The sequence below is a fragment of the Pseudomonas sp. O39 genome, assembly GCF_045447295.1.
In the GTDB taxonomy this organism is placed as follows: Bacteria; Pseudomonadota; Gammaproteobacteria; order Pseudomonadales; family Pseudomonadaceae; genus Aquipseudomonas; species Aquipseudomonas antarctica_A.
In genome coordinates this window covers 190,684-211,699 of the sequence record NZ_JBJGXV010000001.1, presented here as the reverse complement: position 1 = coordinate 211,699, position 21,016 = coordinate 190,684, and the positions used below count along the sequence as shown (strand labels likewise).

The 21,016-nt window shown below is 61.2% G+C and carries 17 protein-coding genes and 1 riboswitch; of the genes, 13 read left to right on the top strand and 4 right to left on the bottom strand.

Features of this window, described 5'->3' with window-relative positions; genetic code table 11:
* Positions 1 to 14 precede the first annotated feature (14 nt).
* Positions 15 to 1,292, top strand: a complete 1,278-nt coding sequence (gene waaA, locus ACI77D_RS00915) for a lipid IV(A) 3-deoxy-D-manno-octulosonic acid transferase (RefSeq protein ID WP_407015881.1) — start codon at positions 15 to 17, stop codon at positions 1,290 to 1,292.
* A 110-nt stretch (positions 1,293 to 1,402) separates the two neighbouring features.
* Here waaA and ACI77D_RS00910 read toward each other — a convergent pair whose 3' ends face one another.
* Positions 1,403 to 2,842, bottom strand: a complete 1,440-nt coding sequence (locus tag ACI77D_RS00910) for a TolC family outer membrane protein (protein WP_064450382.1) — start codon at positions 2,840 to 2,842, stop codon at positions 1,403 to 1,405.
* 196 nt (positions 2,843 to 3,038) lie between these two features.
* Positions 3,039 to 3,144: riboswitch (TPP riboswitch) on the top strand.
* Between the two features lie 146 nt (positions 3,145 to 3,290).
* Here ACI77D_RS00910 and thiC point away from each other — a divergent pair.
* A complete protein-coding gene (gene thiC, locus ACI77D_RS00905) occupies positions 3,291 to 5,180 on the top strand; it encodes a phosphomethylpyrimidine synthase ThiC (RefSeq protein ID WP_407015880.1) in 1,890 nt (629 codons plus the stop codon).
* A 139-nt stretch (positions 5,181 to 5,319) separates the two neighbouring features.
* Positions 5,320 to 6,609, top strand: a complete 1,290-nt coding sequence (cytX, locus tag ACI77D_RS00900) for a putative hydroxymethylpyrimidine transporter CytX (protein ID WP_064450384.1) — start codon at positions 5,320 to 5,322, stop codon at positions 6,607 to 6,609.
* On the opposite strand, the gene ACI77D_RS00895 is transcribed toward cytX, so the two are convergent.
* Positions 6,578 to 7,324 carry an RsiV family protein gene (locus ACI77D_RS00895; RefSeq protein ID WP_064450385.1) on the bottom strand — a complete coding sequence of 249 codons (747 nt, stop codon included), beginning with the start codon at positions 7,322 to 7,324 and terminating at the stop codon, positions 6,578 to 6,580. The two genes, cytX and ACI77D_RS00895, sit on opposite strands and share 32 nt — an antisense overlap.
* A 193-nt stretch (positions 7,325 to 7,517) precedes the next feature.
* Between ACI77D_RS00895 and ACI77D_RS00890 the strand changes: the two genes are divergently transcribed.
* The 9 genes from ACI77D_RS00890 to ACI77D_RS00850 all read left to right on the top strand — a co-directional run bounded on the left by ACI77D_RS00890 (position 7,518) and on the right by ACI77D_RS00850 (position 16,925).
* Entirely contained in the window at positions 7,518 to 8,135 is a 618-nt protein-coding gene (locus ACI77D_RS00890) for an NUDIX domain-containing protein (RefSeq protein WP_064450386.1), read from the top strand.
* Positions 8,126 to 8,575, top strand: coding sequence for a DUF1249 domain-containing protein (locus ACI77D_RS00885; protein WP_017138485.1), 450 nt, complete (start codon positions 8,126 to 8,128; stop codon positions 8,573 to 8,575). Before ACI77D_RS00890 ends, ACI77D_RS00885 begins: the two co-directional genes overlap by 10 nt.
* Before the next feature lie 99 nt (positions 8,576 to 8,674).
* A complete protein-coding gene (gene cpdA, locus ACI77D_RS00880; protein ID WP_221293775.1) occupies positions 8,675 to 9,490 on the top strand; it encodes a 3',5'-cyclic-AMP phosphodiesterase in 816 nt (271 codons plus the stop codon).
* Between the two features lie 204 nt (positions 9,491 to 9,694).
* Positions 9,695 to 10,303, top strand: a complete 609-nt coding sequence (locus ACI77D_RS00875; protein WP_064450388.1) for a YqiA/YcfP family alpha/beta fold hydrolase — start codon at positions 9,695 to 9,697, stop codon at positions 10,301 to 10,303.
* Between the two features lie 45 nt (positions 10,304 to 10,348).
* Positions 10,349 to 12,253, top strand: coding sequence for a DNA topoisomerase IV subunit B (gene parE, locus ACI77D_RS00870; protein WP_128588807.1), 1,905 nt, complete (start codon positions 10,349 to 10,351; stop codon positions 12,251 to 12,253).
* Positions 12,253 to 13,248, top strand: a complete 996-nt coding sequence (locus tag ACI77D_RS00865; protein WP_407015879.1) for an esterase-like activity of phytase family protein — start codon at positions 12,253 to 12,255, stop codon at positions 13,246 to 13,248. Before parE ends, ACI77D_RS00865 begins: the two co-directional genes overlap by 1 nt.
* Positions 13,245 to 13,766 carry a TIGR02281 family clan AA aspartic protease gene (locus ACI77D_RS00860; protein ID WP_064450391.1) on the top strand — a complete coding sequence of 174 codons (522 nt, stop codon included), beginning with the start codon at positions 13,245 to 13,247 and terminating at the stop codon, positions 13,764 to 13,766. Before ACI77D_RS00865 ends, ACI77D_RS00860 begins: the two co-directional genes overlap by 4 nt.
* Before the next feature lie 10 nt (positions 13,767 to 13,776).
* Positions 13,777 to 16,041, top strand: a complete 2,265-nt coding sequence (gene parC, locus ACI77D_RS00855) for a DNA topoisomerase IV subunit A (RefSeq protein WP_053254034.1) — start codon at positions 13,777 to 13,779, stop codon at positions 16,039 to 16,041.
* A gap of 173 nt (positions 16,042 to 16,214) precedes the next feature.
* Positions 16,215 to 16,925, top strand: coding sequence for a membrane integrity-associated transporter subunit PqiC (locus ACI77D_RS00850; RefSeq protein WP_064450392.1), 711 nt, complete (start codon positions 16,215 to 16,217; stop codon positions 16,923 to 16,925).
* Between the two features lie 189 nt (positions 16,926 to 17,114).
* Here the strand turns inward: ACI77D_RS00850 and ACI77D_RS00845 are convergent, their stop codons facing one another.
* Positions 17,115 to 18,650: an AhpA/YtjB family protein gene (locus ACI77D_RS00845; protein ID WP_221293777.1), complete on the bottom strand. Its 1,536-nt coding sequence runs from the start codon at positions 18,648 to 18,650 to the stop codon at positions 17,115 to 17,117.
* Positions 18,651 to 18,783: 133 nt separating this feature from the next.
* On the opposite strand from ACI77D_RS00845, the gene serB reads away from it, so the two are divergent.
* A complete protein-coding gene (gene serB / locus ACI77D_RS00840) occupies positions 18,784 to 19,998 on the top strand; it encodes a phosphoserine phosphatase SerB (protein ID WP_064450394.1) in 1,215 nt (404 codons plus the stop codon).
* A 142-nt stretch (positions 19,999 to 20,140) separates the two neighbouring features.
* Here serB and asd read toward each other — a convergent pair whose 3' ends face one another.
* Entirely contained in the window at positions 20,141 to 21,001 is an 861-nt protein-coding gene (asd, locus tag ACI77D_RS00835) for an archaetidylserine decarboxylase (protein WP_064450395.1), read from the bottom strand.
* Positions 21,002 to 21,016: the final 15 nt, after the last annotated feature.

Sequence of the window (21,016 nt, the reverse complement as noted above, 5' to 3'; positions counted from 1 at the left end):
TAAACTCCGCCGCCATGAATAGAACTCTCTACAGCTGTCTGTTTTACCTGGCGCTGCCGTTGGTGGCTTTACGTCTGTGGCTGCGTGCGCGCAAGGCGCCGGCCTATGCCAAGCGTGTCGGCGAGCGTTTTTCCTATGGTTTGCCGGTGATGCAGCCGGGCGGGATCTGGGTGCATGCGGTGTCGGTGGGCGAAAGCATTGCCGCTGCGCCAATGATCCGTGGGCTGATGGCGCGCCATCCCACGCTGCCGATCACGGTGACCTGCATGACGCCTACCGGCTCCGAGCGCATCCAGGCGCTGTTCGCCAATGAGCCGCGCATTCAGCACTGCTATTTGCCCTATGACCTGCCTTGCGCGGCCAAGCGTTTTCTTGATCGCGTGCAGCCCAAGCTGGCGGTGATCATGGAAACCGAGTTGTGGCCCAACCACATCCACGCCTGCGCACAACGCGGTATTCCAGTGGCGCTGGCCAATGCGCGCCTATCGGCGCGTTCGGCCAAGGGCTATGCGCGTTTCGCCAAGCTGACCGCGCCGATGCTGTCTGAAATGAGCCTGTTCGCGGTGCAGACCCACACCGAAGCCCAGCGTTTTCTGAGCTTGGGTGCGCGCCCGGAAACGGTCGAAGTCACCGGCTCGATCAAGTTCGACCTGACCATCGACCCCGAGCTGCCGGTGCGTGCTGCGGCCTTGCGCGAGCAGTGGGGCGCCAGTGAGCGCCCGGTGTGGATCGCCGCCAGCACCCATGAAGGCGAGGACGACGTGGTACTGGCCGCCCATCGCCAACTGCTCGAAAGTTATCCCAACGCGCTGCTGATATTGGTACCGCGACATCAGGAACGTTTCGGCCCGATGTTCGAGCTGTGTGGGCAACAAGGGTTTGCCACGGTACGCCGCTCCAGCGGTGAAGCCGTTACCGCGCACACCTCGGTGCTGCTCGGCGACACCATGGGCGAGCTGCTGTTTCTCTATGCCCTGGCCGACAGTGCGTTTGTCGGCGGCAGCCTGGTGGCGACCGGTGGGCATAATCCGCTGGAGCCGGCCGCGTTGGGCAAGCCTGTGATCATGGGGCCGCACCTGTTCAACTTCCTCGAAATCAGCGTGATGATGCGCGACGCCGGGGCGTTGCGTGAGGTGGACGATGCTGAGGGATTAGCCGAGGCGGTGCGGCAACTGTTCGAGCTGCCGCAGGACGCGCGCAAGATGGCGCAGGCGGGGCTCGCGGTGATGCAGGCCAACCAGGGCGCGCTCAAGCGCTTGCTGGATGGCCTGGACAGACTGATTCAACGCTGATCCAAATGTGGGAGCTGGCTTGCCTGCGATGCAAACGCCTCGGTCCATCAGGTAGACCGAGGTGATGCTATCGCTGGCAAGCCAGCTCCCACATTGGTTTTGTGCTGTGCTCAGTAGCCTGGGCGGGCCTTGAGCTGCTCGGCGGCGGCTTTGGCCAGGTCCGGCGGCAGGAAGTCCTTGTCCGGGTTGTAGTCAGCCTTGAGGTAACGCGTCAGGTCCTGCAAGTCACCTGGGCTGAGCGTGCCCGCGGCCTGCTTCAAGCGCAGGTTGTCGAGGATGTAGTCGTAGCGGCTGTTGTTGTAGTTGCGCACCGAAGCGTAGAGCTGGCGCTGTGAATCCAGCACATCGACGATGTTGCGCGTGCCCACCTGATAGCCGATTTCCGTGGCTTCCACCGCGCTCTGGTTAGAGATAATCGACTGGCGACGCGCCTGCACCTGTTCCACATCGGTATTCACCGCACGATGCAGATTGCGGGTGTTTTCCACCACCTGGCGACGCAGGCCTTCGCGTTGCTGTTCGGTTTGATCGAGGCGCGAATAGGATTCGCGCACTTGTGAACTGGTGAGGCCGCCACTGTAGATCGGGATGTTCAGGCGCAAGCCGATGGTGCGCTGGGACACATCGCCACCATAGGGCACCGGCAGTTGGTTAGGGTTGCTGAAACCCAGTGCGTCGTTGTCACCCTTTTCGTATTGCGCCACGGCGTCGAGGGTCGGCAAGTGGCCGGCCTTGCGCTGTCTCAGGGTTTCTTCGGCGGCGGTCACCGCGTAGTTGCTGGCCAGCAGGTTGAGGTTCTGGCGACCGGCGGTTTCAACCCAGGCCTTGGCGTCATTCGGCGCCGGTGGCAGCACCGGCAGTGTGTGCACGACGCCCTGGATCGCGTTGTACTGGCGGTTGGTCAGGGTGATCAACGCTTCGAAGGCGTCGTCCACCTGGCGCTGGGCGACGATGCGGTTGGCGCGGGCGGTGTCGTAACTGGCCTGGGATTGCAGCACGTCGGTCTTGTCCGACAGGCCCACATCAAAGCGCTCGTTGGACTGGTCGAGCTGACGCTTGAAGGCGTTTTCTTCGGCCTTGGTCGACGCCAGGTTGTCCTGGGCGCGCAGCACGGCGAAGTAGTTTTCGGCGCTTTGCAGGATCAGGTTCTGCTCGGTGGCAGAGAGTTGCAGCGAGGCTTGCTCGTTGACGGCTTCGGCGGCTTGCAACTGGAACCAGCGATCGGCGCGGAACAGCGGCTGGCTCAGGGTTGCACGCCAGGAATGCGCGTCACGATTGGCGGTGGCCGCCGGTTGGGCGATCTGGGTGCGCACGTTATTGCTGTCGGCGCCGGCCGAGAGGTTGGGCAGCAAGCCAGCGCGAGCCTGGGGCACCACTTCTTTTTGCGCGCCATATTGAGCGCGGGCGGCGGCCAGGTCGGCGTTGTTGTTCACCGCTTCCTGGTAGACGCTGACCAAATCGGTTTTCGCGGACAAGGGCGCTTCAGCTGCCCAGACCATTCCATTGGTCGCACAAGACACGGCAAGAGCCAGTGAAAGTTTGCGCAGCATGAGGCGATCCCTAGTGTGAATATTACGGCGATAATTTAGCGCCCAAGGCTAAGTTTTGCCATTCCTGGCGTCAAGCATTGTGGCAGCCCCCGAGTGTAGTGGGGCTGACCCGGCGCAACAATCCCGCAATCACGCCATTCATCACGCTGAATGCACCGCTATTGGCAATTTGCCCACGCCATGGTCTAGACTGGCCTCGTTCTTGTCGGGGTGCCTTGTTGGAAGGCTGAGATCGGTAAATACCGGATCCCGTTGAACCTGATCAGGTTAGCGCCTGCGTAGGGAACAAGATTTCTCGTCACCCGGCGAGTCCTCTTGTGCTTCGTCCGGGATGTTGTTCGACAATCGAACAGCCCTCGTGCCTTGCACAGCACTGCTTTCAGTGCGTCCATCCGTCCCAGGTTCGCTCCGACAAAAATCCACCGCCTGGATAGTTGGAGAGCCCGTGATGACTACAAAATTAAAAAACACCGTGCACCTGAGTGAATCGGCCAAGGTCGACTCCGGCTCCGTGCAGCCGTTTACCCGCTCGCAAAAAATCTACGTGCAAGGCACTCGCCCGGACATTCGTGTGCCGATGCGTGAAATCAGCCTGGACGTGCCCCCCACCGATTTCGGCGGTGAGATCAACGCGCCCGTGGTGGTGTACGACACCTCCGGCCCGTATACCGACCCCAACGTCATCATCGACGTGCGCAAAGGCCTGGGCGATGTACGTTCGCCGTGGATCGAAGTACGTGGCGACACCGAGCGCCTGTCCGGCTTGAGCTCGCACTTCGGCCAGCAGCGCCTCAGCGATGCCGAGCTTACGGCCCTGCGCTTTGCCCACGTGAAGAACCCGCGTCGCGCGAAGGCCGGCGCCAACGTCACGCAGATGCACTACGCGCGCAAAGGCATCATCACCGCCGAGATGGAATACGTCGCCATCCGCGAAAACATGAAGCTTGAAGAAGCCCGCGCCAGTGGCCTGCTCGACCAGCAACATGCCGGCCACAGTTTCGGCGCCAGCGTGCCGAAAATTATCACCCCCGAATTCGTCCGCGAAGAAATCGCCCGTGGCCGCGCGATTATCCCGGCCAACATCAACCACACCGAATTGGAACCGATGATCATCGGCCGTAACTTCCTGGTGAAGATCAACGGCAACATCGGCAACAGCGCCCTGGGTTCGTCCATTGAAGAAGAAGTGGCGAAACTGACCTGGGGCATCCGCTGGGGTTCGGACACCGTGATGGACTTGTCCACCGGCAAGCACATCCACGAAACCCGCGAGTGGATCATCCGCAACTCGCCGGTGCCGATCGGTACCGTTCCGATCTACCAGGCCCTGGAAAAAGTCGGCGGCGCCGCCGAAGACCTGACCTGGGAGCTGTTCCGCGACACGTTGATCGAACAGGCCGAGCAGGGCGTCGACTACTTCACTATCCATGCCGGTGTGTTGCTGCGTTACGTACCGCTGACCGCTAAACGCGTCACCGGCATCGTGTCGCGTGGCGGCTCGATCATGGCCAAGTGGTGCCTGGCGCATCACAAAGAGAACTTCACCTACACGCATTTCGACGAAATCTGCGAAATCATGAAGGCCTATGACGTCAGCTTCTCCCTTGGCGACGGCCTGCGCCCGGGCTCGATTGCCGACGCCAACGACGCTGCGCAATTCGGCGAACTGGAAACCCTCGGCGAGCTGACCAAAATCGCCTGGAAGCACGACGTGCAAACCATGATCGAAGGCCCGGGCCACGTGCCGATGCAGTTGATCAAGGAGAACATGGACAAGCAGTTGGAATGCTGCGACGAGGCGCCGTTCTACACCCTCGGCCCGCTGACTACCGACATTGCACCGGGCTACGACCACATTACCTCGGGCATTGGTGCCGCGATGATCGGCTGGTTTGGTTGCGCCATGCTCTGCTACGTCACGCCCAAGGAACACCTGGGCTTGCCGAACAAGGATGACGTGAAGACCGGGATCATCACCTACAAGATCGCCGCCCACGCTGCGGACTTGGCCAAGGGGCATCCCGGCGCGCAGATTCGCGACAACGCCTTGAGCAAGGCGCGCTTCGAGTTCCGTTGGGAAGACCAGTTCAACCTCGGCCTGGACCCGGACACCGCACGTTCCTACCACGATGAAACCCTGCCGAAGGACTCGGCCAAGGTCGCGCATTTTTGCTCGATGTGCGGGCCGAAGTTCTGCTCGATGAAAATCACCCAGGAAGTGCGTGAGTACGCGGCCAACCAGCGCATTGAAGCGGTGGATGTGGATGTGGCCAAGGGCTTGGCCGAGCAGGCGCAGCGGTTCAAGCAGGAAGGGAGCCAGCTTTACAAGAAGGTCTGATCCGGGATTGTAGGCGCCTGTACCGGCCTCTTCGCGAGCAAGCCCGCTCCCACATTTGAAATGCATTCCAAATGTGGGAGCGGGCTTGCTCGCGAAGGCAATCTGACAAACAACAAAGTGTCCCTCAGAGATAACACCCTTGAGCATTCAACCCAGCACCTATTCCCCTGACATCGCGGTGCCCGCTGACAAACGCGTCTTCGGCGCCCGCGACCTGTTTTCCCTGTGGTTCTCCCTCGGCATCGGCCTGATGGTTCTTCAAACCGGCGCCTTGCTCGCGCCGGGCCTGGGCTTGTCCGGCTCGTTGCTGGCGATTTTCCTCGGCACCCTGGTCGGCGTGCTGTTACTGGCCGCCGTCGGCGTGATTGGCAGCGACACCGGCCTGTCGGCCATGGCCGCGCTTAAACTCAGCCTCGGCGCCCGGGGCGCGAGCCTGCCGGCGTTGCTGAACCTGCTGCAACTGATCGGCTGGGGCTCGTTTGAAATCATCGTGATGCGCGATGCCGCCAGTTTGTTGGGCACGCGCGCGTTCAGCGAAGGCAGCTTGCTGGCGAACCCTTTGCTGTGGACGCTGTTTTTCGGCGGTTTGGCGACGTTGCTGGCGGTCAGCGGCCCGCTGACGTTCGTACGGCAAATCCTGCGCAAATGGGGCATCTGGCTGCTGCTCGCCGCCTGCCTGTGGCTGACCTGGAACCTGTTCGCCAAGGCCGACCTCGCCGCACTCTGGGCCAAGTCCGGTGACGGCTCGATGCCGTTCGCCGTGGGTTTTGATATCGCCATCGCCATGCCGCTGTCTTGGCTGCCGCTGATTGCCGATTACTCACGTTTCGGCAAGCGCGCCAAACATGTCTTCGGCGGTACGGCGCTGGGTTTCTTTATCGGCAATTTCTGGCTGATGAGCCTGGGCGTGGCCTACACCCTGGCGTTTGCGCCGAGTGGTGAGGTGAATGCGCTGTTGCTGGCCCTGGCCGGCGCAGGCTTGGGCATTCCGCTGTTGCTGATCCTGTTGGACGAGTCGGAAAACGCCTTTGCCGATATTCACTCGGCGGCGGTGTCCAGCGGGATTCTGTTGCGTTGGAAAGTCGAGCATCTGGCGCTGGCTATCGGCGTGATCTGCACGTTGATCGCCTGCTTCGCACCGTTGGCGCAGTATCAGAACTTCCTGTTGCTGATCGGCTCGGTGTTTGCGCCTTTGTTCGGCGTGGTGCTGGTGGATCACTTTATCCTGCGCCGCCGTGGCCAAGGCGCGGTTGGCAACCTGCACTGGCCTGCGCTGGTGGCCTGGTTGGGCGGCATCGGCACGTATCATCTGCTCGCCAATCTTTATCCGGATATCGGCGCAACCCTGCCGGCACTGGTGCTGGCAGGATTGCTGCAGTTCATCCTGGGCCGGGCCTTCAGTGGCGTGCGGGCGCCAGTTCGGGCTTGAGTACGCCGGTGAGGCGCGCATAGGGGATGGTCATTTCGATCAGCCCCAATGCGTAAGGCGCAATCGTCGCCACGTTGTACTTGAGCACCACGCCGTTGCTGGTCAAGGCCACGTTCGGCGTTTTCTGGAACGGCCAGCTCTTCACGAACTCCGGGTCACGGTCCATCTGCGAGTTGATCAGCCAGCTGTTGTGGGCGACTTTCGCGGTATTCCAGAACGCTTGCTCCTGGCCCGGCAACAGCATGTCGGTCAGGCTCAGTTCCTTGTGCAGCAGGCGTGAATAGTTGATGAACCCACGGCCGGGCTCGCCATGGGCGGCGCCGGTGTCGAGGTAGCTGGACACCTCGATGATCACAAGTCCGTCATGCTGCTCACGTACCTTGGCCTGCAAGTACATGCTGTTGCGGTCGGGCGATTCGCGCAGGAACTTGTCGCGGTAGGCATTCAGCGTCGGCGGCACGCTGGCGCCGGGTGTGGTGCGGGTCATTTGCAGCAGGCGCTGCTCCACCAGCGTGTCGAGTTGCGGCTCGGTGGGGAAGTGCACGGTATCGATGTTCACCAGCGGACAATCAGGGCTGTTGCAGCCGGGTTTGATCTGCTCCGAGGCGTCTGGCTTGGTATCCAGCGGCTTTAGGTAGCTGGGCTGGAACAGGCTCTGGCAAGCACCGAGGGTCAAGGCAATACAGGCCACGGAGGCGACTTTTAAAAGCGACATGTGTGTCCTTCGGAAATCGATGGGAAGCGAAAAGAGTAGCGCTTGGACTGCCAACAGGGCAGTCAGTTCGCCACTAAGCTGATTAGAGTGAGTTTGACGTCCGCCGTCTATCCCGGCAACTGGAAAGGGGCTGCACCAACGGGCAGGAGCGCGTTAGGATGGCCCGAATTGCACGGGCATAACGAGGACAGACATGACGGACATTGCCAAGTCGACGCCGCACAAGATCGAGATTGTTCAGCGCGACACTGCTTACCAGGGCTTCTACACGCTTGATCGCGTGCAGTTGCGCCACGAGAAATTCGATGGCGGCATGAGCCGGGTGATCAATCGCGAAGTCTTCGTTCGGCATGACGCGGTGTGCGTGTTGCCTTACGACCCGCAGCGCGATGAAGTGGTCCTGATCGAGCAGTTTCGTGTCGGCGCCATGGGCCGTACCGACAACCCGTGGCTGGTGGAAATGGTCGCCGGCCTGATCGACAAGGATGAAGAGCCGGAGGAGGTTGCACACCGCGAAGCCGAGGAGGAAGCTGGGCTTACATTCTCCGCGCTGTGGCCGATCACCCAGTATTTTCCATCGCCCGGTGGCAGCACTGAATTCGTCCACTTGTACCTGGGCCGTTGCGACAGCGCCGGGGCGGGTGGCGTCCATGGACTGGAAGAAGAGGCAGAAGATATCCGCGTCACCCCTTGGGCGTTCGAAGATGCCTTGCAAGCGGTGCGTGACGGCAAAATTTCCAACGCAGCCAGCATTATCGCCCTGCAATGGCTTGCGCTTAATCGCGCGGAAGTGAGGGGGTTATGGCAGTAAAGGCACGGGAACGTTATCGAGTCGACCTGATCGGGCTGCAAGCCGCCTGCGAGGCTAACTATGCGCGGTTGATGCGCTTGCTCCCCGACATGCGCCACGCCCCCGAAGCGCGGCGCATTGCCGTGACCCACGGCGACCAGATGCTCGGCGTACTGACCCTCGAGGTGATCGTCAACTGCCCGTACACCACTACCCTGCGTGTGCGCCAGGAACACAGCCTGCCGTGGCTGCCGGTGCCGCAGCTGGAAGTGCAGGTGTATCACGATGCGCGAATGGCCGAAGTGATCAGCGCCGAACATGCACGCCGCTTTCGCAGCATCTATCCTTACCCGAATGTGTTCATGCACCAGCCCGATGAGAAAGCACAGCTCAATGTGTTCCTCGGTGAATGGTTGAGTCACTGCCTGGCCCTGGGCCACGAGTTTGAAGTCGTGCGGTAGATGTGAACTGCGTCTGCTTCCTCCGCTTTCCTCTTTGTGTCCTGCCCCAGCATAATCGCGCCAAATGTCCATTTCCTGTGATTGCCTTGGGAGAGCGCCTTGCCAAGCGTATCCGCCTTGAACCCTGATGCGCCGGCGTTGCTGGTGCAGTTGTCCGACAGCCACCTGTTTGCCGAGGCCGACGGCACGCTGCTGGGCATGAATACCTGCGAGAGCCTGCAGCGGGTGATCGAGTTGGTACGCGAGCAGCAGCCGCAGATCGATTTGGTGCTGGCAACGGGCGATTTGTCCCAGGACGGCACGCTTGAGTCTTATCAACAGTTTCGCGACCTGAGCCGGCCGATTGATGCGCCGGCGCGCTGGATTCCCGGCAACCACGACGAGCCACAGATCATGGCGCATGCCGCCGTGCATAGTGATCTGCTGGAGCCGGTGGTCGACATCGGCAACTGGCGCGTCACCCTGCTGGATTCGGCAGTTCCCGGTTCGGTGCCCGGTTACCTGCAAGACCAGCAACTGCAATTGTTGGCCCAGTCCTTGAGTGAGGCGCCGGGTCGGCACCATCTGGTGTGCTTTCACCATCATCCGGTGCCTATCGGCTGTGCCTGGATGGAGCCCATCGGGCTGCGCAACCCCGACGCCTTGTTTGCCGTACTCGACCGTTTTCCGCAGGTCAAGGCGGTGCTGTGGGGGCATGTGCACCAAGAGATCGACCGCGAACGCAACGGTGTACGCCTGCTGGCTTCGCCGTCCACCTGCATCCAGTTCACGCCGGGCAGTGAAGACTTCCAGGTCAGCGAACAAGCGCCAGGCTACCGATGGCTGCGCCTGCACGCCGACGGACGGTTGGAAACTGGCGTTGAGCGAGTCAAAGGCTTTGCCTTTACCGTGGATTACGGCAGCAACGGCTACTAAAAGCTGTAAACACTGATCAAAATGTGAGAGCTGGCTTGCCTGCGATAGCGGCATGCCGGTTAACAAATGTGTGGCTGATACACCGCCATCGCAGGCAAGCCAGCTCCCACAGTGGATCTTCTGTGTCCTTTAGATAGAGGGACTCACACACCCCCTCGATCCCTGTAAACTGCGCCTCTTTGGCTGAAGCACGGAGAGCCCGGCATGTCCGCTTCGATCTTGTATATCCACGGTTTCAACAGCGCGCCTGCGTCCAACAAGGCCAGCCAACTGATGACTGTGATGGACAGCCTCGGCCTGGCCGACCAATTGCGCGTGCCGGCCCTGCATCACCACCCCCGCCAGGCGATTCCTCAGTTGGAGGAGGCCATTGCACAGCTGGGTCGGCCGCTGCTGGTCGGCAGCTCACTCGGCGGCTACTATGCAACCCATCTTGCCGAACGCCATGGCCTTAAGGCGCTGCTGGTCAACCCGGCGGTCAGCCCTCATCGGATGTTCGACGGTTACCTGGGCACCCAGAAGAACCTTTACACCGATGAAACCTGGGAATTGACCCACGATCACGTCACGGCACTGGCCGAGCTGGAAGTTCCGGCGCCCCAGGATGCCGCGCGTTATCAGGTGTGGTTGCAGACCGGCGATGAAACACTGGACTATCGCCTCGCCCAACAGTATTACCGAGCCTGTGCCTTGCGCATCCAGGCCGGTGGCGACCATGGTTATCAAGGGTTCGCCCTGCAATTGCCGGCAATGTTGAGCTTTGCCGGCATTGGCCCTGATCAGTATCAATCCTTCGATTTTTCTTCACTGTGAGAATCGCGGGTTACTTTTTAATCGAACGACTCACGACGAGACCCCATGGCCACTCCCAGCGCTAGCTCTTATAACGCCGACGCCATCGAAGTCCTCTCGGGCCTCGACCCGGTGCGCAAACGCCCCGGCATGTACACCGACACCAGTCGGCCGAACCACCTTGCCCAGGAAGTCATCGACAACAGCGTCGACGAAGCCTTGGCCGGGCACGCCAAGTCGGTACAAGTCATCCTCCATGCCGACCATTCCCTGGAAGTGTCTGACGATGGTCGCGGCATGCCGGTGGACATTCACCCGGAAGAGGGTGTGTCGGGCGTCGAGCTGATCCTCACCAAGCTGCACGCCGGCGGCAAGTTCTCCAACAAGAACTACCAGTTCTCCGGTGGCTTGCACGGTGTGGGTATTTCGGTGGTCAACGCCCTGTCCACACTGGTGCGGGTCAAGGTCAAGCGCGACGGCAACGAGTACCAGATGACCTTCGCCGATGGCTACAAAGCCACCGACCTGGAAGTGATCGGCACCGTCGGCAAGCGCAACACCGGCACCAGCGTGTACTTCGCGCCGGACCCTAAATACTTCGATTCGCCAAAATTCTCCATCAGCCGCCTCAAGCACGTGCTCAAGGCCAAGGCGGTTCTGTGCCCGGGCCTGCTGGTCAGCTTTGAAGACAAAGGCACCGGCGAAAAGGTCGAGTGGCACTACGAAGACGGCCTGCGCTCCTACCTGGAAGACTCCGTCAGCGACTTCGAACGCCTGCCCAACGAGCCGTTCTGCGGCAGCCTGGCCGGTAATAAAGAAGCGGTCGACTGGGCGCTGCTGTGGTTGCCCGAAGGCGGCGACAGCGTGCAGGAAAGCTACGTCAACCTGATCCCCACCGCTCAGGGCGGCACCCACGTCAATGGTTTGCGCCAGGGTTTGCTCGATGCCATGCGCGAATTCTGCGAATACCGCAGCCTGTTGCCGCGCGGCGTGAAGCTGGCGCCGGAAGACGTGTGGGAGCGCATCGCGTTCGTACTGTCGATGAAAATGCAGGAGCCGCAATTCTCCGGCCAGACCAAAGAACGGCTGTCGTCCCGTGAGGCGGCGGCGTTTGTTTCTGGTGTGGTCAAGGACGCCTTCAGCCTGTGGCTCAATGAACACCCGGAACTGGGCCTGGCCCTGGCGGAGTTGGCGATCAACAACGCCGGCCGTCGCCTCAAAGCCAGCAAAAAGGTCGAGCGCAAGCGCATTACGGCTGGCCCGGCACTGCCGGGCAAACTGGCCGATTGCGCCGGGCAAGACCCGATGCGTTCCGAGCTGTTCCTGGTGGAAGGTGACTCCGCCGGCGGTTCCGCCAAGCAAGCGCGGGACAAGGAATTCCAGGCGATCCTGCCGTTACGCGGCAAGATCCTCAACACCTGGGAAGTCGACGGCAGCGAAGTCCTGGCCAGCCAGGAAGTGCACAACATTGCCGTGGCCATCGGCGTCGACCCGGGCGCGGCAGACATCAGCCAGCTGCGCTACGGCAAGATCTGCATCCTCGCCGACGCCGACTCTGACGGCCTGCACATCGCCACGTTGCTGTGCGCGCTGTTCGTCCAGCACTTCCGCCCACTGGTGGATGCCGGTCACGTCTATGTCGCGATGCCGCCGCTGTACCGCATCGACTTGGGCAAAGAGATTTTCTACGCCCTCGACGAAGCCGAGCGCGATGGCATCCTCGACCGTCTGGTCGCCGAGAAAAAGCGCGGCAAACCACAGGTCACACGATTCAAAGGTCTGGGTGAGATGAACCCGCCGCAGCTGCGCGAAACCACCATGGACCCGAACACTCGGCGCCTTGTGCAGTTGACCCTGGAAGACTTCGCCGGCACGTCGGAAATGATGGACATGTTGCTGGCGAAGAAGCGTGCACCGGATCGCAAAGCCTGGCTGGAGTCCAAAGGCAACCTGGCCGAGGTTCTGGGCTGATGCGCACAGGTTTCGCCCTGGCGATCCTGATGTTGAGCGGGTTGGCGGCCACCGAGGTGGTCGCCGCGCCCGCGGTTGAGCTTAAACTCGTGTCCGAACACCCGGTGGACGGCATGCGCGGCGGTAACCTGTCGGGCCTGGCCCTGTGTGGCAAAGAGCTGTGGACCGTTTCCGACCGCGATGACGACCAGATCTACCGCCTCGATATCAGCGCGCCGACCTGGAAGGCCGAAACGCTGAAGATCGACGTGCCGCCGGTGCCGGAGTCCGGTTTACCGTGGGGGCTGCGCTCGCGCACCAAGGCTGCTTCGTTCATTCGCGGTGGTGACCTGGACTTTGAAGGCATCACCTGCGATGCCGCCGGTAACCGCTACATTGTCAGCGAAGCCCATGCGGCGGTGCTGCAAGTGCCGGTGAGCGGTGCGCCGCAGTGGTTGAAAATCGCCCCGGGCATGGTGCGCGAAGCACGGGCCAGCGGCATGTTGCTGCATTTCAATGCCTTGTTCGAAGGCTTGGCGATCAACCCGCAAGGCAATCAGATCTGGCTGGCCGCCGAGCGTGAGCGACGTGGCTTGATCTCGATCAAGCGCGGGCAAAGTGTGTGGGATTGTGAGGGGCCTTGTGTGTTGCTGAGCGAGGCCGGGCAGGAAGTGCAGCCGGTGCAGTTCACCGATGCCAAGGCCGTGTCCAAGGACTTTGCCGACCTCGCGCTGTTCAACGGCAAGCTGTTTACGCTGGAACGCAATGCGTTCCAGATTTGCCGGCGCGATGCGGTCACTGCAAAAGTCGAGTTGTGCTGGTCGTTTGCCGACGAGACCCTGACGCCGAATCGGCGTTATGCCCAGCCTTATGGTTTGGCCGAAGCACTGGTGGTGGATGCCGACGGAGCCTGGCTGGGGATCGACAACAATTTCGGCCCTCGTGCCGATGGTGAAAAACGGCCGATGGTCTATCGTTTTGCCGCGCCTGCCGGTGGCTGGGGCGCTCAGCCATGAGTGCACAACCGCCCGGCAAGCGCGCCGGACGTGTGTTGATGTTCGTGGCGTGGGGAGCGGGGCTGTTTTTGGCCACACGGTTTTTTGGGCAGTGGGAAGCGCGTCAGCAAAACCCGAATGCCGTGGTGACCTCGGAACAGCACGAGGGTTACATCGAAGTGAAATTGCTCGGCAACGGCCAAGGCCATTTTGTTGCCAGCGGCCAGATCAACGGTCAACCGGTGGAGTTTATGCTCGACACCGGGGCGACCGACGTGGCGGTTCCGGCCGAATTGGCCGACCGTCTCGGGCTCAAGCGTGGCATGCCGGTGACCTTGAGCACCGCCAATGGGCGGAGTCAGGGCTACCGTACCCAGCTCGACCGCCTGAAACTGGGCGATATCGTCCTTCAGGACGTCCGTGCGCTGGTGGCGCCGGGCTTGGGCGGGGAACAGGTGCTGTTGGGCATGAGTGCATTGAAACAACTTGAATTTACCCAGCGCAGCGGCACATTGCTGCTGCGCCAGACCAAACAATGATGAGGCCCGCATGAGTGACATCCTCGCAGACAGCTTAGATGGCGTAGAACGCCGATCGCTGGCTGACTTCACCGAAAATGCCTACCTCAACTACTCCATGTACGTGATCATGGACCGTGCCTTGCCGCATATCGGCGACGGCCTGAAGCCGGTACAACGGCGCATCATCTACGCCATGAGTGAGTTGGGCCTGGACGCTGATTCCAAGCACAAGAAGTCGGCGCGTACCGTCGGTGACGTGCTCGGTAAGTTCCACCCCCACGGCGACTCTGCGTGCTATGAAGCCATGGTGCTGATGGCCCAGCCGTTCAGCTACCGCTACACCTTGGTGGACGGGCAAGGTAACTGGGGTGCGCCGGATGATCCCAAGTCTTTCGCTGCCATGCGTTATACCGAGGCGCGCCTGTCGCGTTATTCGGAAGTGCTGCTCAGCGAGTTGGGGCAGGGCACCGCTAACTGGGGGCCGAACTTCGACGGCACCCTGGACGAACCCCTGGTGTTGCCGGCGCGTTTGCCGAATATCCTGCTCAATGGCACCACCGGCATTGCGGTCGGCATGGCCACCGACGTGCCGCCGCACAACCTGCGTGAAGTGGCCACCGCCTGCGTGCGCTTGCTGGACGAGCCCAAAGCCACGGTCGAGCAACTCTGCGAGCATATCCAGGGCCCGGATTACCCGACCGAAGCGGAAATCATCACACCGCGCGCCGACCTGCTGAAGATGTACGAGACCGGCAAGGGCTCGGTGCGCATGCGCGCGGTTTATCACATCGAAGATGGCGACATTATCGTCACCGCGCTGCCGCATCAGGTGTCCGGTGCCAAGGTGCTGGAACAGATCGCTGCGCTGATGCAGGCCAAACCGTCGAAATTGCCGCAGGTTGCGGACCTGCGTGACGAGTCTGACCACGAAAACCCATGCCGCATCGTGATCATCCCGACCAATAGCCGCGTCGACCACGAAGTGCTGATGCAGCATCTGTTCGCCAGCACCGACCTGGAGTCCAGCTACCGGGTCAACGTCAACATCATCGGCCTGGACGGCAAGCCGCAGCTGAAAAACCTGCGCAACCTGCTGGTGGAGTGGCTGGAGTTCCGCGTGCAGACCGTGCGCCGCCGCCTGCAATTCCGTCTCGACAAGGTTGAGCGTCGCTTGCACCTGTTGGACGGTTTGCTGATTGCCTACCTCAACCTGGATGAAGTGATCCACATCATCCGTACTGCCGAGCACCCGAAAGCCGAGCTGATCGCGCGTTTTGAGCTGAGCGAGATCCAGGCCGACTACATCCTCGATACCCGCTTGCGCCAATTGGCGCGACTGGAAGAAATGAAGCTGCGTGACGAGCAAGATGCACTGCTCAAAGAGCAAGCCAAGCTGCAAGCCCTGCTGGGCAGCGAAGCCAAACTCAAGAAGCTGGTGCGCAGTGAGCTGATCAAAGACGCCGAAACCTATGGCGATGATCGCCGCTCGCCAATCGTTGAGCGCGCTGAAGCCAAAGCTCTGACAGAAACCGAGCTGCTACCTAACGAGAAAATTACCGTCGTTCTGTCGGAAAAGGGTTGGGTTCGTTCCGCCAAAGGGCATGATATTGACGCCACCGGCCTCTCCTACAAGGCGGGTGATGGTTTCAAGACCGCTGCGGCCGGGCGTTCCAACCAGTTTGCGGTGTTTATCGACTCTACCGGGCGCAGTTATTCGGTGCCGGCGCACACCTTGCCATCGGCACGGGGCCAGGGCGAGCCACTGACCGGGCGCCTCACACCGCCACCGGGGGCGAATTTTGAGTGCGTGCTGCTGCCGGATGATGATTCGCTGTATGTGATCGCCTCCGATGCGGGTTACGGTTTTGTGGTCAAGGGCGAAGACCTGCAGGCCAAGAACAAGGCGGGCAAGGCATTGTTGAGCTTGCCGAACAACGCCAAGGTGATCCTGCCGCGCACCGTGGACGACCGCGAGAGCAACTGGCTGGCGTCGGTGACCACCGAGGGGCGTTTGCTGGTGTTCAAAATCAGCGACTTGCCGCAGTTGGGCAAAGGCAAGGGCAACAAGATAATCGGGATTCCCGGGGAGCGTGTGGCCAGTCGCGAAGAGTACGTGACCGACATCGCCGTGATCCCGGAAGGTTCAACCCTGGTGCTCCAGGCCGGCAAGCGCACGCTGTCGTTGCGCCCTGACGACCTTGAACACTACAAGGGTGAGCGTGGCCGACGCGGCAACAAACTGCCGCGGGGTTTCCAGCGAGTGGATGCTTTGCTCGTGGAAACGCCTGTTTAACGCCGATTAGAGCCCTCGATCTACGATTTAACGCGTAGATCGACGCTTTGGCGCTGGAGTCAGGGCGCATATTCACGGATGATATGGCCTTTCCAGCGCCGGCGTGGCCGAGCGTGTTTAGGTTATTTTTAGTATTACATTGTGGTTCGCCTTGTGGCAGCCACCTGGATGGGATGATGACTGCTCCACGCCTTCCTTTAATTTTGATGCTCGCTGGCCTTTTGGGGCTGGCGGGCTGCAGCACACACCAGCCTGTGTCGCTGTACCAGCTGGACAGCGGAAGTCCGGCTCAGCCCGCCCAAACGGCGGGTATGGCCGTATTGCTTGGCCCGGTCGTCGTTGCCGATTACCTGCAACGTGAAACCCTGCTGCAACGTCAGAACGACGGCAGCTTGCAAGGTTCCACAGATGGTCGTTGGGCGGGCAGTTTGTCGTCCGATATCAACCAACTGATGCTGCGCCAGGTTGCAGGCCATCTCGACAGCCAGCGTGTGGTGCTTGCGCCGGCGCCAACCGGCTTCACCCCGGATGTGCAGGTGTTGCTGACGATTACGCGGCTCGACTCGGGGGCCTCGCAGCCGGCGATCCTGGATGCGCAGTGGCGTTTGATCGACCGTCGTGGGCAAGTGCGCGATAACCGCATCGTGCATCTGCAGGAAGAGCACACCGGCACCACCGCGTCCCAGGTCCAGGCCCAGGGCGTGCTGTTGCAGCATTTGGCGCAGCAGTTGTCGGTGGCGCTCAAGCCGCTGGCTAATCAGCCGCCGGTTGCCGAGGCACCGCGTAAGCAGGCCCCGGCTCAGGCCAAACCGGCAGTGCCGGGAAAGCCGAAGATGCCGATGGCAACGCCGATTCGTACGGATATGGAAGTGTTCAGGTTCTGACCTGAAACCGACCCACAAAAAAGGCCCGCTGACTCAGCGGGCCTTTTTTTGTCTGCGATTCGAAGCTTGGCACAGACCAAATGTAGGAGGGGGCTTGCTCCCGAAAGCGGTGGGTCAGCCAATGCATGTGCTGACTGACACTCTGCTATCGGGAGCAAGCCCCCTCCCACATTGATCCATCGGTGTTGTTTAGGGCTTGGTACGGGTCTCATGCATGCGCGCCAACTGGCGCTCAAGCATCGACGGGTACGGTTCCATCAACCGCTCCACACAGCTTGCGCCTTCAGGACTGGCAATCGGGCGGATACGTGCGCGCTGGCGGATCAGTGCATCTTCGCTGATCTTGCGCTCCACCAGCAGCAGGTTGCGGCTGTGTTGAGACAAGGCCAGTGCATCCTGGGCAATTTCGGTCAGCAGCAGGTCGATCTGGCTCATGCCGAACAGATCGTCACCCACCGTCAGGCCCAATTGCAGTTGCAACGTGATGCCACTGTCCGCAACTTCAATCTGCAGGGCATGGCCCAGGGCGCGCAGCAGTTCGCCGCAGCAGATGGCGTTGGTCAGGTAGTCTTCGCCGCTGTCTTCGCTGTGGAACAGCATCAGCGTACTGCCATCGTTCAGGGTGTGCAGTTCGCTCTGATAGAGCGAAGCGGCCTGGTCGAGGCAGTCGCGGTAGCGTTCCAGCAATTCCGTCAGGCGGGCGCGGGGCAGGCGGCGCAGTTGGTCCTGGGCACCCAGTTGCACAGCCAATACGGCGCTGTGCTGCGGTTCGGTGTTTTTCACCGGCTCAGGCTTTGGGGCGACAGCGGGTGCGGCGGCCGAGGTGTCGCGCAGGTCGGAGAACGGATCTTCATCATCCAGTTCATCCTCTTCGGCCTTGATCACCTGGCGTGTGGCAGGCTTGAGGCCGGCCACCGGTGCACTTTCGTCAAAGCCTGGGTCGCGCAGGTCGCGCACTTCAAACTCGGGCTCGTCGTCGTAATCGGTGTCGTCGTATTCAGGCTCGGGTTCAGCCTCTGGCACGATGACAGGTTCCGGGGCGAAGCTGGCGTGAAGCTGGCGGGCGAGGTCGCCGATCTCATCCTGGCGGTCGGTGGCCGGGGTGTGTTCGTCGATGTCGCGCAGCCAGATGCGCAGTTGCATCAGCGGCGTGGAGATGTGCCGACCCAGGCGCAGGCTCAAGGCCAGGGCCAATGCCAGCAGGATCGCGCTGAGAATGCCCATGCTTTGCAGGCTGATGGTCATCGGCTGCTGGAATTGCTGCATGTCGAGGCTGATACGCAGTTGGCCCGCTTTCACGTCCTGAAACGTGATATTGCTCTGATACAGGCCTTCGGCTTCACCTAGCAGGCCGTTTTTCGGGCGCTGCCCGGCTTCGGCCATGATCCGGTTGTCCACGCTATAGATTGCAGCGTGAGCCACCAGCGGGTTCTTGGTCAGGTTATTGAGCAGCACGTTGAGGCTGAGGATGTCGTTGGACACCAGCAACTCAGTCGCCGAGGTGGCGGTCTGGGTGGTCAAGCTTTCGCCCAGGGCGTCGGCTTGCTCGTGCATGGCCTGCTTGAACTGCAAACCCATCACGCAGGCGTAGATCACCAAGGCCAGAGCGACCAGGATCACGTTATGGCTGGCGATGCGTAATGCGATCGGTACACGGCGGTGGCGCAGTGCCCGGAAGATCAGCAGGAAGAAGTTATCGGTTTTTACTGGCGTGGGCCGGTTCACTTGCGCTCGGCTCTTGGTCCGTGAAGTTGACGCGCAGTATAGCGACAGGCCTAGAACCGGCAAAGCGCTGCCTGTGCCCGATGGTCACTGAAAGTGGGTAGAATGCGGTTTTTTTCCAGCCTGGGGGTGCGCTTTGCGCGAAATTGTCCTGATAAATATCACAGGTGAAGACCGCCCGGGTCTCACCGCAGCCATTACCGGTGTTCTGGCCCAGGGTGGTGTGAGCATTCTCGACATCGGCCAGGCGGTGATCCACGACACCTTGTCGTTCGGGATTCTCGTGGAAATCCCGAGCACTGAACAGGCGTCTTCTGTACTCAAGGACATCCTGTTTACGGCGTATAAGCTGGATCAACAGGTGCGTTTCACCCCGGTCTCCGAAGCAGATTACCAACACTGGGTCGACGGCCAGGGCAAAAAGCGCCACATCGTGACCTTGCTGACTCGCAAGGTGACGGCCGAGCAATTGCAACGTGTCAGCTCAATCACCGCGCAGTACGGTCTGAATATCGACCATATCGACCGTTTGTCGGGTCGCATGCCATTGGACACGCCGGCCGACAAGGGCAAGGGCTGTATCGAGTTCTCCGTGCGCGGCGAGCCGGCTGATCCCCAAGCCCTGCGCGCCGAGTTCCTGAGCGTGGCCCAGGAGCTGAATGTTGATATCGCGTTCCAGGAAGATTCGCTGTTCCGCCGTAACCGCCGCCTGGCGGTGTTCGATATGGACTCGACCCTGATCGAAGCCGAAGTCATCGACGAGTTGGCCAAGGCTGCCGGCGTGGGCGAGCAGGTGTCCGCCATCACCGAACGCGCAATGGCCGGCGAGTTGGACTTTCGCGCGAGCTTCAAGGAGCGCCTGGCATTGCTCAAGGGCCTGGATGTCAGCGTGCTGGACTCCATCGGTGCTTCGCTGCGCCTGACCGAAGGCGCCGAAACCCTGTTCGCCGAACTCAAGCGCCTGGGCTACAAGACCGCAATCCTGTCGGGCGGTTTTACCTACTTCGCCAAGCAGTTGCAGGCCAAGCTGGGCATCGACTATGTGTTCGCCAACGAGCTGGAAGTGGTGGATGGCAAGGTGACCGGCGTGGCCGTCGAGCCGATTGTCGACGCTCAGCGTAAGGCGGATCTGCTGAAGGAATTGGCCCACAAGGAAGGTTTGCGTCTGGAACAGACCATTGCGGTCGGTGACGGCGCCAATGACTTGCCGATGCTGGCGATTGCCGGCTTGGGTGTGGCGTTTCGCGCCAAGCCGCTGGTCAAGCAATCGGCCAAGCAGGCGATTTCGACCTTGGGGCTGGATGGCGTGCTGTACCTGCTGGGCCTGCGTGACCGCGACGGTCAGCTGTAAGCCGAAATAACTGAAGCACCCTGGTCAAAGTGGGAGCGGGCTTGCTCGCGAATGCGGTAGATCAGTCGGTATCTCTATTGACTGTCACACCGCATTCGCGAGCAAGCCCGCTCCCACATTTTGATCTTCAATCGGCTTTGAATCAGGCCTTCGGCAGTGCGATGCCCTGGCCCATCTGCACAGGCGTACCCGCCACCAGCTCTTCTGCCCACTTCACCTGATCCGGCCCGAACAGCACGATCGCGGTCGAACCCAGCTTGAAGCGACCCAGTTCCGCTCCTTTTTCCAAGTGAATCGGCGCGCGGGCGGCTTCGTCGTAGCGGAAGGTTTTCAGCTCGCGCTTCGGCGGCGTAACCAACCCGGCCCATACCGTTTCAATCGACGCAACGATCATTGCACCGACCAACACCACCGCCATTGGGCCGCGTTCGGTGTCGAACAGGCAGACAACACGCTCGTTACGTGCAAACAGCTCAGGCACGTTTTCGGCGGTGGTCTGGTTTACCGAGAAAATCCGCCCAGGCACGTAGACCATCTCGCGCAGGGTGCCGGCCAGCGGCATGTGCACGCGGTGGTAGTCCTTCGGCGACAGGTAGATGGTGGCGAAATCACCGCCCATAAACGGCGCAGCGAGTGCCGCGTCGCCGCCCAGCAGTTCCAGCACGCTGAAGCTGTGGCCCTTGGCCTGGAATACGCGGCCGTGTTCAATCGGGCCAAGCTGGCTGACGGCACCGTCGGCCGGGCTCAGTACCGCACCTGGGGTTTGGTCCAGCGGGCGGGCGCCGTCTTTCAATGCACGGGTGAAGAATGCGTTGAAATGCTCGTAGGCGGTCAGGTCTTCAACCAGCGCCTGGGACATGTCCACTTGGTAGCGCTTGGCGAACCAACTGGTGAAGGCGTTCTTGAACCAGCGCACGCGGCACTCGGCAACGCAGCCGGCCAGGCGCGACAGCAAGTGGTGCGGCAGCAAGTATTGGCTGAGGATAAACAACTGCTTTTTCATTAAGTGTCCTTAAAC